This window comes from Siccibacter turicensis LMG 23730 (assembly GCF_000463155.2).
Classification (GTDB): domain Bacteria; phylum Pseudomonadota; class Gammaproteobacteria; order Enterobacterales; family Enterobacteriaceae; genus Siccibacter; species Siccibacter turicensis.
Genome location: NZ_AWFZ01000017.1, coordinates 166,885 through 180,146, shown reverse-complemented (window position 1 = coordinate 180,146; position 13,262 = coordinate 166,885). Strand labels below are relative to the sequence as shown.

Here is a 13,262-nt window from a genome sequence, read left to right as displayed (position 1 = left end):
GCCAGACAATGTCTGGCATTTTTTTTGGGGAAAACATGACGCTGCCACTTATTCTCGATACCGATCCCGGTATTGATGACGCGATGGCGCTTGCCGCCGCGCTGTTTTCACCGCAGCTCGATCTTCAGCTCGTCACCACCGTGGCGGGCAACGTGTCGGTGGAGAAAACCACCCGCAACGCGCTACAGCTGCTGCAGTTCTGGAATGCCGACGTTCCGCTGGCCCAGGGGGCGGCGGCACCACTGCTGCGCCCGCTGCGCGATGCCGCGTCGGTGCACGGCGAGTCCGGTCTGGCGGGATACGACTTTATCGATCATCAGCGTCAGGCGCTGACAACGCCGGCGTTCCAGGCGATACGCGATCGGCTGATGGCCAGCCCGGAGCCGGTGACGCTGGTGGCCATTGGCCCGCTGACCAACATCGCGCTGCTGCTTACCCATTATCCGGAGTGCGCATTCGCCATCCGCCAGCTGGTGCTGATGGGCGGTTCGGCAGGGCGCGGCAACTTTACGCCGACCGCAGAGTTCAATATCGCCATCGATCCCGAAGCCGCCGCCTGCGTGTTCCGTAGCGGACTGGAGATCGTGATGTGTGGCCTGGACGTCACCCATAAAGCGGTGCTGACGCCGGACTTTATCGCCACGCTGCCTGGCCTCAACGCCAGCGGCACCATGCTGCACGCGTTGTTCAGCCACTACCGCGGCGGCAGCATGACTACCGGCCTGCGCATGCACGACCTGTGCACCATTGCGTATCTGGTGAAGCCGGAGCTCTTTACCCTCCATCACTGCTTCGTGGCGGTGGAGACCCAGGGTGAGTTCACCGCGGGTACCACGGTAGTGGACATTGAAGGGCGGCTCGGACGCGCCCCGAATGCCAGGGTCGCGCTTGAGCTGGATGTGGAGGGCTTTCGGGCATGGGTGGCGCAGATGCTGGCGGCCTTACCCTGACGGCTGCGCTACGGCCCGGTGAGCTGCTCTGTCAGGTAGTCGATCAGCGCCCGCATCTTGCCGGGCATATGTCGCCCCGACGCCCAGAGCAGCCACAGATCGCCGGTATAGCTGCTGATGAACTCCCACTCCGGTAGCACCTGCACAATTTCACCTCTTGCCAGTGCCTCGCGGGCGGTAAAGCGCGGCAGGCTGCCAATCCCCAGATGCCGCTTCACCGCATCCAGCCGTACGCCGGTGTGGTTTGCGGCATACCGTCCGCGGGTATCGACCACAATGGTTTTGCCCTGCTGCCGGAACTTCCAGCGTGAATCGGCCGGGGTTTCACCCAGCCCAATGCAGCTATGATGACGTAGCTCATGCGGGTGCTGCGGCACCCCGTGCTCAGCCAGCCACTGGGGCGTCGCGCAGATAATGTGTTCCACCGCCATCAGCGGCTTGCCATAGAGCCCCGGCGAAGGGGAGCGTGTAATCCGCAGCGCGAGATCAATCCCGTCGTCGATCAGATCCATATAGCGATCTTCCATGCGCAGGCAGATATCAATCTCCGGATAACGCGCGAGAAACGCCGGGATCAGCGGATGGATGACCACATGACCGATCGCCTTCGGCACGCTGAGCGTAACCCGGCCCTGCGGCTCATGCTGCGCGCCACCGCTCAACGACAGCACCTGTCGCGCGGATTCCACCATCCCGGCGGCGGACCGGTAAACCTCGTTGCCGGTATCGCTGAGGCGTAGCTTACGGGTGGTGCGGTACAGGAGTTTTACCCCCAGCGCCTGCTCCAGCCGGGACACGCTGCGGCTGACGGAGGAGGGCGTCGAGCCGAGCTTGCGTGCCGCGGCCGAGAAGCTTCCGCACTCCACTACCACAACGAAGGTTGCCATCTCCGGCAGCAGGGTCATATTCATATCTGTGCGTCCCACGCAAAGGTGCATTGTACGATGAAGGGATTATCCTCAGAACTGCGATCAATATACTGGTGAGATAACCCGGAGGACAACGATGACTGAACGACGTTACTACACCAGCGATGCGCTACAGGGCGACGCGCAGCTGCTCCGCTGCGCCGTCAACGAGGAAGGCTTATACGAGGTGGAGCTGGACGCCACGCTGTTTCACCCCCAGGGCGGTGGGCAGCCCAGCGACCAGGGCACGCTCAACGGGGTACCGGTGGTGCGGGTCGAAAATCGCGGGGAAACGGTGTGCCATATCCTGGCGCAGCCCATCGCCGGCGAGCGGGTTACCATGCTCATTGATGCAGACTGTCGTCAGCGGCACACCCGCTGGCACTCCGCGGGGCATCTTATCGGCTATGCCGGGGAGCAAAGCGGCTGGCGTCCGGTGAAGGCGCACCACTGGCCGGGAGAGGGGCGCATTACCTTTGTGGCGCACCGGTCCGATACGCTGCCGACGCCTGAGGAACTGAGCGCGCTCATCGCCGGCTGGATTGCCGACGGCCTCGAGCGTCATGTCGCGGTGGATGGCGAGGTGCGGGAAGTACTGTTCGGCGACCTGCCTGCCTATCGCTGCGGCGGTACGCACGTCTCGTCTCTGGCCGATCTGCCTGAGGTCGTGCTTACCCAGATTAAGCTCAAGAAGGGGCAGCTGGTGGTAAATTACGCCCTGGACGCCTGAACAACGCGGCGCTGATACCCTTTCTTATCGTAGGGTATTGACGCCTTTTACTGATATTGCCTGGCGTTTGTCATAAATTTCTAATCATCGCTGTTTTAGGCTGGCGGCCTGCGCGCAGGCTGAGTAACCTGAGAACGTTTTCTAAGCACTTCATCAACAAAAGAGTATCACTATGCAAGATGGACAGGTTCGCGTCGCGATAGCCGGGGCGGGGGGGCGCATGGGGCGCCAGTTGATTCAGGCTGCACTGGCAATGGATGGCGTCACGCCTGGCGCGGCGCTGGAGCGCGAAGGCTCTTCGCTGCTGGGTGTGGATGCCGGCGAGCTGGCTGGCGCGGGGCAAACTGGCGTTACGGTGCAGAGCAGCCTGGAGGCGATAAAGGATGACTTTGATGTGTTCATCGATTTCACCCGTCCCGAAGGCACGCTGGCGCACCTGGCGTTCTGCCGCGCCCACGGCAAGGGCATGATTATCGGCACCACCGGGTTTGACGACGCGGGCAAACAGGCGATTAAAGAGGCCGCAGCGGATATTCCGATTGTGTTCGCGGCAAACTTCAGCGTTGGGGTGAACGTTATGCTCAAGCTGCTGGAGAAAGCGGCGAAGGTGATGGGCAACTACACCGATATCGAAATTATCGAAGCGCATCACCGTCATAAGGTCGATGCCCCGTCCGGCACCGCGCTGGCGATGGGAGAAGCCATTGCACAGGCGCTGGATAAGGATTTGAAAAGCTGTGCGGTCTACGCCCGTGAGGGATATACCGGTGAGCGGGAGCCAGGCACTATCGGTTTCGCCACCGTGCGCGCCGGCGATATCGTGGGTGAACATACCGCGATGTTCGCCGACGTGGGAGAGCGCATCGAGATTACCCATAAGGCTTCCAGCCGTATGACGTTTGCCAACGGTGCGGTTCGTGCTGCGGTGTGGGTGAAAGGCCATAAAAACGGGCTTTATGATATGCGTGATGTGCTGGAGCTCAATACATTGTAATCATTATTACCCATCGTGATGTGGTTATTACAATCGTAATACTTTGATTGTCAGGGCAATATGTTATTGCCCTTTTTTATTTTTGTTTTTATGTGGTCTTTTCTCTTAATTTGCTACGAGCGAGCCATAATAATGATTTAATCTCCCTTTTTTGGTTGCAATATTGTAAATTTTGACCATCTGGTCTACTTTTTTTCGCTGCTTTCCTGATTGATGAAGTTAACCTGCCCCGCAAGCGTTTTCCTGCCTGTAAAATCACATGTTTTTGTGGTTCAGCTTTCTTTTTCCAGGTCAGAGGCGCAAAAAACTATTAAAAACCCGGCGTAATTGTGGACAAGGCGCTGGGTTCTCTCTAGAATGCCGCCGTTTACCCGAAATTCGCAGGGTTGCTTATTTGCATTGATTCATGGTCAATAAATGAATTAGTATGCAAATAAAGTGAGTGAATATTCTCTGGAGGATGTTTTGATTAAGTCAGCGCTATTGGTTCTGGAAGACGGAACCCAGTTTCATGGTCGGGCCATCGGGGCTTCGGGCACGGCGGTTGGGGAAGTCGTTTTCAATACTTCAATGACCGGTTATCAAGAAATCCTCACTGATCCTTCCTACTCCCGCCAGATCGTCACCCTTACTTATCCCCATATCGGCAATGTCGGCACCAATGAAGCCGACGCAGAGTCTTCTCAGGTACACGCGCAGGGTCTGGTTATTCGCGACCTGCCGCTGATTGCCAGCAACTACCGCAGCACGGAAGACCTCTCTTCTTACCTGAAGCGCCATAACATCGTGGCCATTGCCGATATCGATACCCGTAAGCTGACCCGCCTGCTGCGCGAGAAAGGGGCGCAGAATGGCTGCATCATCGCCGGGGATAACCTGGACGCTGCGCTGGCGCTGGAGAAAGCCAAAAGCTTCCCTGGCCTGAACGGCATGGACCTGGCGAAAGAAGTGACCACCTCTGAGCCCTACAGCTGGACCCAGGGAAGCTGGACGCTGGCCGATGAGCTACCGGAAGCGAAGCCAGAGAGCGAGCTGCCGTACCACGTTGTCGCCTACGACTACGGCGTAAAGCGCAACATCCTGCGTATGCTGGTGGATCGCGGTTGCCGCCTGACGGTAGTCCCGGCGCAGACCCCGGCTGAAGACGTGCTGAAAATGAATCCGGACGGCATCTTCCTCTCTAACGGCCCCGGCGACCCGGCACCCTGCGACTACGCTATCGAGGCGATTAAAGCCTTCCTGAATACCGAGGTGCCGGTGTTCGGCATCTGCCTCGGCCATCAGCTGCTGGCGCTGGCAAGCGGTGCCAATACCGTGAAGATGAAGTTCGGCCACCACGGCGGCAACCACCCGGTCAAAGACATCGACAACAACACCGTGATGATCACCGCCCAGAACCACGGCTTCGCCGTTGATGAAGCCTCAATGCCGGCTACCCTGCGCGTCACCCACAAGTCGCTGTTCGACGGAACGCTGCAGGGCATTCACCGCACCGATAAACCGGCGTTCAGCTTCCAGGGACACCCGGAGGCGAGCCCAGGCCCGCACGATGCTGCACCGCTGTTTGACCACTTTATTGAATTAATCGAGCAGTACCGCAAAACCGCTAAGTAATCAGGAGAGATAACCGCCATGCCAAAACGTACCGACATTAAAAGCATCCTGATCCTTGGCGCTGGCCCGATCGTCATCGGCCAGGCTTGCGAATTTGACTACTCCGGCGCGCAGGCCTGTAAAGCCCTGCGTGAAGAGGGCTACCGCGTCATTCTGGTGAACTCTAACCCGGCCACCATCATGACCGACCCGGAAATGGCCGATGCCACCTACATCGAGCCGATTCACTGGGAAGTGGTGCGCAAAATTATTGAGAAAGAGCGTCCGGACGCGGTGCTGCCGACCATGGGCGGCCAGACGGCGCTTAACTGTGCGCTGGAGCTGGAGCGTCAGGGGGTGCTGGAGGAGTTCGGCGTCACCATGATCGGCGCTACCGCCGATGCGATTGATAAAGCCGAGGACCGTCGCCGCTTTGACGTGGCGATGAAGAAAATCGGCCTCGACACGGCGCGGTCCGGCATCGCCCACACCATGGATGAAGCGCTGGCGGTGGCGGCAGACGTCGGCTACCCGTGCATCATTCGTCCCTCCTTTACCATGGGCGGCACCGGCGGCGGCATCGCGTATAACCGCGAAGAGTTCGAAGAGATCTGCGCCCGCGGCCTGGACCTGTCTCCGACCAAAGAGCTGCTGATTGACGAGTCGCTGATCGGCTGGAAAGAGTACGAGATGGAAGTGGTGCGTGATAAGAACGACAACTGCATCATCGTCTGCTCAATTGAAAACTTCGATGCCATGGGCATCCACACCGGGGACTCCATCACCGTCGCGCCAGCCCAGACGCTGACCGACAAGGAGTACCAGATCATGCGTAACGCCTCCATGGCGGTGCTGCGTGAAATCGGCGTGGAAACCGGTGGCTCCAACGTCCAGTTCGCGGTGAACCCGAAGAACGGACGCCTGATCGTTATCGAAATGAACCCGCGCGTGTCGCGCTCCTCGGCGCTGGCCTCCAAAGCCACCGGCTTCCCGATTGCCAAAGTGGCCGCCAAGCTGGCGGTGGGCTACACCCTCGACGAGCTGATGAACGACATCACCGGCGGCCGTACCCCGGCGTCGTTTGAGCCGTCCATCGACTACGTGGTCACCAAAATTCCGCGCTTCAACTTCGAGAAGTTCGCCGGGGCGAACGACCGCCTGACCACCCAGATGAAATCGGTGGGCGAAGTGATGGCGATTGGTCGCACCCAGCAGGAGTCGCTGCAGAAAGCGCTGCGCGGCCTGGAAGTGGGCGCTACCGGCTTTGACCCGAAAGTGAGCCTTGATGACCCGGAAGCGCTGACCAAAATTCGTCGCGAGCTGAAGGACGCGGGCGCCGAGCGTATCTGGTACATCGCCGACGCGTTCCGTGCCGGCCTGTCGGTAGACGGCGTGTTCAACCTGACCAATATCGACCGCTGGTTCCTGGTGCAGATTGAGGAGCTGGTGCGTCTGGAAGAGAAGGTCGCCGAAGTGGGCATTACCGGTCTGGACGCGGACTTCCTCTGGACCCTGAAGCGCAAAGGCTTTGCCGACGCGCGTCTGGCGAAGCTGGTTGGCGTGCGCGAAGCGGAAGTCCGCAAGCTGCGTGACCAGTTTAACCTGCACCCGGTCTACAAACGTGTGGACACCTGCGCCGCGGAGTTCTCCACCGACACCGCCTACATGTACTCCACCTATGAAGAGGAGTGCGAGGCCAACCCGACCCAGGGCCGCGACAAGATCATGGTGCTGGGCGGCGGGCCGAACCGTATCGGTCAGGGCATCGAGTTCGACTACTGCTGCGTACACGCCTCGCTGGCGCTGCGCGAAGACGGGTTCGAAACCATCATGGTGAACTGTAACCCGGAAACCGTCTCTACCGACTACGACACCTCCGACCGCCTCTACTTTGAGCCGGTTACCCTGGAAGACGTGCTGGAAATCGTACGCGTCGAGAAGCCGAAGGGCGTTATCGTCCAGTACGGCGGGCAGACGCCGCTGAAGCTGGCGCGCGACCTTGAAGCCGCAGGCGTGCCGATTATCGGTACCAGCCCGGACGCCATCGACCGCGCCGAGGACCGCGAGCGCTTCCAGCAGGCGGTGGACCGTCTCAAGCTGAAGCAGCCGGCGAACGCCACCGTCACCGCCATCGAGCAGGCGGTAGAGAAGGCCACGCAGATTGGCTACCCGCTGGTGGTACGCCCGTCCTACGTGCTGGGCGGACGCGCGATGGAGATCGTCTACGACGAAGTTGACCTGCGTCGCTACTTCCAGACCGCGGTCAGCGTCTCGAACGATGCCCCGGTACTGCTGGACCGCTTCCTGGACGATGCGGTGGAAGTGGACGTGGACGCGATCTGCGACGGCGAAATGGTGCTGATTGGTGGCATCATGGAGCATATCGAGCAGGCGGGCGTACACTCCGGCGACTCCGCCTGTTCCCTTCCGGCCTACACCCTGAGCCAGGAGATCCAGGACGTGATGCGCCAGCAGGTGCAGAAGCTGGCTCTCGAGCTGCAGGTCCGCGGCCTGATGAACGTGCAGTTCGCGGTGAAAGATAACGAAGTGTATCTGATTGAAGTTAACCCGCGTGCCGCGCGTACCGTGCCGTTCGTTTCCAAAGCGACCGGCATGCCGCTGGCGAAAGTGGCTGCGCGCGTGATGGCCGGTAAAACGCTGGCTGAGCAGGGCGTCACGAAAGAGATCATCCCGCCGTACTACTCGGTAAAAGAAGTGGTGCTACCGTTCAACAAGTTCCCGGGCGTTGACCCGCTGCTGGGGCCAGAGATGCGCTCCACCGGGGAAGTGATGGGCGTGGGCCGCACCTTCGCTGAGGCGTTCGCCAAAGCCCAGCTCGGCAGCAACTCCACCATGAAGAAATCCGGACGGGCGCTGCTCTCCGTGCGTGAAGGCGACAAAGAGCGCGTGGTGGATCTGGCAGCCAAGCTGCTTAAACAGGGCTTTGAGCTGGATGCGACCCACGGTACCGCTATCGTGCTGGGCGAAGCAGGCATCAACCCGCGCCTGGTGAACAAGGTGCATGAAGGGCGTCCGCACATTCAGGATCGTATCAAGAATGGCGAGTACACCTACATCATCAACACCACCGCTGGCCGCCAGGCGATTGAGGACTCCAAGCTGATTCGCCGCAGCGCGTTGCAGTACAAGGTGCACTACGACACCACCCTGAACGGCGGCTTTGCCACCGCGATGGCGCTCAACGCCGATGCCACCGAGAAGGTGACCTCGGTGCAGGAGATGCACGCGCAAATTACGAAGTAACAGGTGCTCTGCATAACAAACCCGCTACGGCGGGTTTTTTATGGCCGCGACCGGCGCCCTTAGGACTCCTCTGTTTCTCATTTTCCGTTGCGCTTGAGCCGCTATAGTTAACGTGTACGCGATAAATACACTGACATGCAGGGAGAAAACCATGCAGAAGAAATATCTGATCGCCCCAATTCTTGCCGCGTCCGCGCTGATGTTCGTCAGCGGCTGTTCATCCAATCAGGCGGTGAAAACCTCTGATGGCGGCACCATTGTGACCGACGGCAAGCCGGAAGTGGACAGCGATACCGGCCTCGTCTCCTATGAGAACGCCGAAACCGGTAAAACCGAGCAGATCAATCAGAACGAAGTGAAGTCCATGAGCGAACTGGACAACTAAGTCTGCTCCCGCAGCGGCGCCCGCTGCTGCGGTTTACTTCCCCTCTCTCTTTACGCCTCATATTGCCCTGTTAGCGCCGCGCTTATCTGTCTACACTCGGAGAGTGAAAATAATAAGCACTACAGGCAAACCATGATTTTGATTATTTATGCACATCCCTGGCCGCAGCGATCCCACGCAAACAAGCGCATGATCGAGCACGCAGGGACCCTTTCTGGCGTGGAAATCCGCTCGTTGTACGAGCTCTATCCTGATTTTGATATCGACATTGCCGCCGAGCAGGAGGCCCTGAGCCGGGCACGGCTGGTGATCTGGCAGCATCCGATGCAGTGGTACAGCGTACCGCCGCTGATGAAACTGTGGATCGATAAGGTGCTGACTCACGGCTGGGCCTACGGTCACGGCGGCACCGCGTTGCAGGGCAAAAGCCTGCTGTGGGCGGTGACCACCGGCGGCGGCGAGTCGCACTTTGCGCTGGGCGACCACCCGGGTTTTGCGGTGCTCGGGCAGCCGCTCCAGGCAACGGCGCTCTACTGCGGCATGACCTGGCTTCCTCCCTTTACCACCCATCACGCGTTCACCTGCGACGATGAGGTGCTGAGCGCCCAGGCGCGACACTATCAACAGCGCCTGCTGGCGTGGCAGGAGGCGAACCATGGATAGCCATAGCCTGATTCAGGCGCTGATCTACCTCGGGGCGGCGGCGCTGGTGGTGCCGATTGCCGTGCGGCTTGGGCTTGGCTCGGTGCTCGGTTATTTGATCGCCGGCTGCATTATCGGCCCGTGGGGGCTGCGGCTGGTAACCGACGCCAATGCCATTCTGCATTTCGCTGAAATCGGCGTGGTGCTGATGCTGTTTATCATCGGTCTGGAGCTGGATCCGCAGCGGCTCTGGAAGCTGCGGACGTCGGTGTTTGGCGGCGGGGCGGTGCAGATGGTGCTGTGCGGGCTGCTGCTGGCCGCGTTCTGCTTCGCGCTCGGGCTGAGCTGGAAGGTGGCGCTGCTCATCGGTCTGACGCTGGCGCTCTCCTCTACGGCTATCGCGATGCAGGCCATGAACGAGCGCAACCTGATGGTAACGCCGATGGGCCGCAGCGCCTTTGCGGTGCTGCTGTTTCAGGATATCGCCGCCATTCCGCTGGTGGCGATGATCCCGCTGCTGGCCACCAGCGGGGCGGCAACGACGCTCGGGGCGTTCACGCTCTCTGCCCTGAAAGTGGTGGGCGCGCTGGCGCTGGTGGTCGCGCTCGGCCGCTTCGTGGCGCGTCCGGCGCTGCGGTTCGTGGCCCGTTCCGGCCTGCGGGAAGTGTTCAGCGCCGTTGCGCTGTTCCTGGTATTTGGCTTTGGGCTGCTGCTGGAAGAGGCGGGGCTGTCGATGGCGATGGGCGCGTTTCTGGCCGGGGTGCTGCTGGCCAGCTCCGAGTACCGTCACGCGCTGGAGAGCGACATCGAACCCTTCAAAGGGCTGCTGCTCGGGCTGTTCTTTATCGGCGTCGGGATGTCGATTGATTTCGGCACCCTGGTGCATAACCCGCTGCGTATTCTGCTCCTGCTGGTCGGTTTTCTGATCGTCAAAACGCTGGTGCTGTGGCTTATCGCCCGGCCGCTGCGCGTGCCGGGCTCCCAGCGTATGCTGTTTGCCGCCCTGCTGGGCCAGGGCAGCGAATTTGCTTTCGTGGTGTTTGGCGCGGCGCATACGGCGCAGGTGCTGGATGATGACTGGTCAAAAGCCCTGACGCTGGCCGTGGCGCTCTCGATGGCGGCGACGCCGTTGCTGTTACTGGTGCTGGCGCGGCTTGAGGCGGCACGCCCGGCCCTGGCACGCGAAGCGGATGAGATAGACGAGGAGCAGCCGCGGGTTATCATCGCCGGGTTTGGCCGCTTCGGACAGATTGCCGGACGCCTGCTGCTGTCGAGCGGCGTGAAGATGGTGGTTCTCGATCACGATCCGGACCATATCGAAACCCTGCGTAAGTTTGGCATGAAGGTGTTTTACGGCGACGCCACCCGCGCGGATCTGCTGGAGTCCGCCGGAGCCGGTAAAGCGGAAGTGCTGATCAACGCCATCGACGATCCGGAAGGCAGCCTGAAGCTGACCGAGCTGGCGCAAGCGCACTTCCCCGGACTGAAAATCATCGCCCGCGCCCGGGATGTGGAACACTATATCCGGCTGCGCAAAGCCGGGGTCGAGGCACCGGAGCGTGAAACCTTCGAGAGTGCCCTGAAAGTGGGGCGCATGGCGCTGGAAGGTCTGGGCGTTGGGCGCTATGAGGCGCGCGAGCGGGCCGATCTGTTCCGCCGCTACAACCTGCAGATGGTGGAGGAGATGGCAGACGGCGAAACCGATACCAAAGCGCGCGCCGCCACGTTCCAGCGTACCAGCGATATGCTGACGGAGATTATCTCCGAAGACCGGGCGCATCTCTCGGTGGTGCAGCGCCACGGCTGGCAGGGTACCGATGAAGGGAAGCATACCGGCAATGCCAGCGATGAACCGGAGGTAGTACCACCGGTGCGATAAGGTTAACCCTCTGTTTATCCATACTATTCTGCTGTCCGCGTCGCGGTGCGGACAGCAGAACTGAAAAAATTGTGTAAGCTTAGGGAGTGACCAGTCGACGAAAGATTGCGCTTTCCGTATAGTGGCGGCAATTTTTACCACCTGAGATGTATTCAATGATCAGTCTGATTGCGGCGTTAGCGGTGGACCGCGTAATTGGTATGGAAAACGCCATGCCATGGGATTTGCCTGCCGATCTCGCCTGGTTCAAGCGTAACACCCTGAATAAGCCCGTTATTATGGGTCGCCTTACCTGGGAATCTATTGGTCGTCCGCTGCCTGGACGCCAGAACATTGTCATCAGCAGCCAGCCTGGGAACGACGATCGCGTGACCTGGGTTCGCTCAATCGATGACGCGCTTGCCGCCTGCGAGGGCGCGGAAGAGATCATGGTGATCGGCGGCGGTCGTGTATACGAGCAGTTCCTGCCGAAGGCGACGCGCCTCTATCTGACGCATATTGATGCTGAAGTGGAAGGGGACACTCACTTCCCGGATTACGATCCCGACGAGTGGGACTCCACCTTCAGTGAATTCCACGACGCCGACGAGAAGAACTCCCACAGCTACTGCTTTGAGATCTTAGAGCGTCGCTAAGCCGTACACCGGTTGAATAAAACAAAAATCCCCTCGGCTGAGGGGATTTTTTTATGAGGCGACGGCCGCTTCGTCGGCGTCATCCTGCCGGTTCGACGGCTGCACAAACCAGGCTTTATCTTCCCAGCGCAGACAGGTGAGATCGCCGCCCCAGCAGCAGCCGGTATCCAGGGCGTAAATGCCCTCCGGCGCGCCTTTTCCTTCCAGCGATGCCCAGTGACCGAAGACGATGCTGTACTCCTGCGCCACCGGACCCGGAAGGGCGAACCAGGGCTTGAGCGGGGCAGGGGCGTTTTCCGGCACGTCTTTGCAGTACATATCAAGCTGGCCGTTCGGGAAGCAGTAGCGCATGCGCGTGAAGGCGTTGCTGATAAAGCGCAGCCGCGCGAGGCCGCTCAGCTCCGGGCTCCAGTTGTTTGGCATGTCGCCATACATGGCATCGAGGAAAAACGGGTAGCTGTCGCTGGAGAGCACGGCTTCAACGTCGCGCGCGCACTGGCGCGCGGTGTCGATATCCCACTGCGGCGTGATGCCCGCGTGCGCCATCACCAGCTTCTTCTCTTCATCGACCTGCAACAGCGGCTGACGACGCAGCCAGTTGATCAGCTCATCGGCATCCGGCGCTTCCAGCAGCGGGGTTAAGCGATCTTTCGGCTTGTTGCGGCTGATGCCGGCAAACACCGCCAGCAGATGCAGATCGTGATTACCCAGCACCAGGCGCACCGCATCGCCAAGCGAACGGACGTAGCGCAGCACCTCCAGCGAACCGGGGCCGCGGGCGACCAGGTCGCCGGTCAGCCAGAGGGTGTCGCGCTCAGGCGAAAATTCGACCTGCGCCAGCAGCGCGATCATTTCATCGTAGCAACCGTGAATGTCGCCAATCAGGTAAGTAGACATTGTATTAATGGATCAGTGTGGGTACGGCAAGACGGAACACGGGAATGTCGATACGCAGGGCGTTACCCTGCGCGTCAACCATGTCGTAATACCCTTCCATGGTGCCCATCGGCGTCTCAATGATCGCGCCGCTGGTGTACTGGTATTCATTACCCGCTTCAATATGGGGCTGGACGCCGACTACGCCTTCGCCCTGAACCTCTGTCTCACGCCCGTTGCCGTTGGTGATCCGCCAGTAGCGGGTCAGCAGCTGCACAGGCGTGCGCCCGAGATTACGAATGGTGACGGTATACGCGAAGACATAGCGCTCTTCGTCAGGCGAAGACTGGGACTCAACGTAGTAACTTTGCACCTGCACGCAAACACGGGACGATTCAGACATAGG

12 protein-coding genes are annotated in these 13,262 nt (G+C 60.2%); 9 read left to right on the top strand and 3 right to left on the bottom strand.

The genetic code is table 11. The features are described 5' to 3' along the window. Positions 1-35 precede the first annotated feature (35 nt). Complete coding sequence (gene rihC / locus DW58_RS02650) at positions 36-950, top strand: ribonucleoside hydrolase RihC (RefSeq protein WP_024550760.1); 915 nt, start codon at positions 36-38, stop codon at positions 948-950. 8 nt (positions 951-958) lie between these two features. Here rihC and DW58_RS02645 read toward each other — a convergent pair whose 3' ends face one another. Further along, entirely contained in the window at positions 959-1,861 is a 903-nt protein-coding gene (locus DW58_RS02645) for a LysR family transcriptional regulator (protein ID WP_024550759.1), read from the bottom strand. Positions 1,862-1,955: 94 nt separating this feature from the next. Here DW58_RS02645 and DW58_RS02640 point away from each other — a divergent pair, with 94 nt between their 5' ends. From DW58_RS02640 to folA, 8 genes are all read left to right on the top strand, one after another. Then, the gene (locus tag DW58_RS02640; RefSeq protein ID WP_024550758.1) at positions 1,956-2,588 is read left to right on the top strand and encodes an alanyl-tRNA editing protein; all 633 of its coding nucleotides are present in this window, start codon (positions 1,956-1,958) and stop codon (positions 2,586-2,588) included. 172 nt (positions 2,589-2,760) lie between these two features. Next, positions 2,761-3,582, top strand: coding sequence for a 4-hydroxy-tetrahydrodipicolinate reductase (dapB, locus tag DW58_RS02635; protein WP_029696542.1), 822 nt, complete (start codon positions 2,761-2,763; stop codon positions 3,580-3,582). A 465-nt stretch (positions 3,583-4,047) separates the two neighbouring features. Further along, positions 4,048-5,196 carry a glutamine-hydrolyzing carbamoyl-phosphate synthase small subunit gene (carA, locus tag DW58_RS02630; protein ID WP_024550451.1) on the top strand — a complete coding sequence of 383 codons (1,149 nt, stop codon included), beginning with the start codon at positions 4,048-4,050 and terminating at the stop codon, positions 5,194-5,196. Positions 5,197-5,214: 18 nt separating this feature from the next. After that, positions 5,215-8,439 (top strand): carbamoyl-phosphate synthase large subunit, encoded by a 3,225-nt coding sequence (gene carB / locus DW58_RS02625; protein WP_024550450.1) that lies wholly within the window; start codon positions 5,215-5,217, stop codon positions 8,437-8,439. A gap of 151 nt (positions 8,440-8,590) precedes the next feature. Next, positions 8,591-8,824, top strand: a complete 234-nt coding sequence (locus DW58_RS02620) for a YgdI/YgdR family lipoprotein (protein ID WP_024550449.1) — start codon at positions 8,591-8,593, stop codon at positions 8,822-8,824. Between the two features lie 132 nt (positions 8,825-8,956). After that, complete coding sequence (kefF, locus tag DW58_RS02615) at positions 8,957-9,487, top strand: glutathione-regulated potassium-efflux system oxidoreductase KefF (RefSeq protein ID WP_024550448.1); 531 nt, start codon at positions 8,957-8,959, stop codon at positions 9,485-9,487. After that, positions 9,480-11,345 (top strand): glutathione-regulated potassium-efflux system protein KefC, encoded by a 1,866-nt coding sequence (gene kefC / locus DW58_RS02610; RefSeq protein ID WP_024550447.1) that lies wholly within the window; start codon positions 9,480-9,482, stop codon positions 11,343-11,345. The genes kefF and kefC overlap by 8 nt, the downstream gene beginning before the upstream one ends. A 155-nt stretch (positions 11,346-11,500) precedes the next feature. Next, positions 11,501-11,980 carry a type 3 dihydrofolate reductase gene (folA, locus tag DW58_RS02605; RefSeq protein WP_024550446.1) on the top strand — a complete coding sequence of 160 codons (480 nt, stop codon included), beginning with the start codon at positions 11,501-11,503 and terminating at the stop codon, positions 11,978-11,980. Positions 11,981-12,031: 51 nt separating this feature from the next. On the opposite strand, the gene apaH is transcribed toward folA, so the two are convergent. Together apaH and apaG are read right to left on the bottom strand one after the other, a co-directional pair. Beyond that, complete coding sequence (gene apaH / locus DW58_RS02600; RefSeq protein WP_029592376.1) at positions 12,032-12,877, bottom strand: bis(5'-nucleosyl)-tetraphosphatase (symmetrical) ApaH; 846 nt, start codon at positions 12,875-12,877, stop codon at positions 12,032-12,034. A 4-nt stretch (positions 12,878-12,881) separates the two neighbouring features. Beyond that, the gene (gene apaG / locus DW58_RS02595; protein ID WP_024550855.1) at positions 12,882-13,259 is read right to left on the bottom strand and encodes a Co2+/Mg2+ efflux protein ApaG; all 378 of its coding nucleotides are present in this window, start codon (positions 13,257-13,259) and stop codon (positions 12,882-12,884) included. Positions 13,260-13,262 lie beyond the last annotated feature (3 nt).

Excerpts from the sequence above, each read along its gene's own strand:
- rihC (WP_024550760.1), top strand. The coding sequence starts at position 36 with ATGACGCTGCCACTTATTCTCGATACCGATCCCGGTATTGATGACGCG.
- DW58_RS02645 (WP_024550759.1), bottom strand. The coding sequence starts at position 1,861 with ATGAATATGACCCTGCTGCCGGAGATGGCAACCTTCGTTGTGGTAGTG.
- DW58_RS02640 (WP_024550758.1), top strand. The coding sequence starts at position 1,956 with ATGACTGAACGACGTTACTACACCAGCGATGCGCTACAGGGCGACGCG.
- dapB (WP_029696542.1), top strand. The coding sequence starts at position 2,761 with ATGCAAGATGGACAGGTTCGCGTCGCGATAGCCGGGGCGGGGGGGCGC.
- carB (WP_024550450.1), top strand. The coding sequence starts at position 5,215 with ATGCCAAAACGTACCGACATTAAAAGCATCCTGATCCTTGGCGCTGGC.
- DW58_RS02620 (WP_024550449.1), top strand. The coding sequence starts at position 8,591 with ATGCAGAAGAAATATCTGATCGCCCCAATTCTTGCCGCGTCCGCGCTG.
- kefF (WP_024550448.1), top strand. The coding sequence starts at position 8,957 with ATGATTTTGATTATTTATGCACATCCCTGGCCGCAGCGATCCCACGCA.
- kefC (WP_024550447.1), top strand. The coding sequence starts at position 9,480 with ATGGATAGCCATAGCCTGATTCAGGCGCTGATCTACCTCGGGGCGGCG.
- folA (WP_024550446.1), top strand. The coding sequence starts at position 11,501 with ATGATCAGTCTGATTGCGGCGTTAGCGGTGGACCGCGTAATTGGTATG.
- apaH (WP_029592376.1), bottom strand. The coding sequence starts at position 12,877 with ATGTCTACTTACCTGATTGGCGACATTCACGGTTGCTACGATGAAATG.
- apaG (WP_024550855.1), bottom strand. The coding sequence starts at position 13,259 with ATGTCTGAATCGTCCCGTGTTTGCGTGCAGGTGCAAAGTTACTACGTT.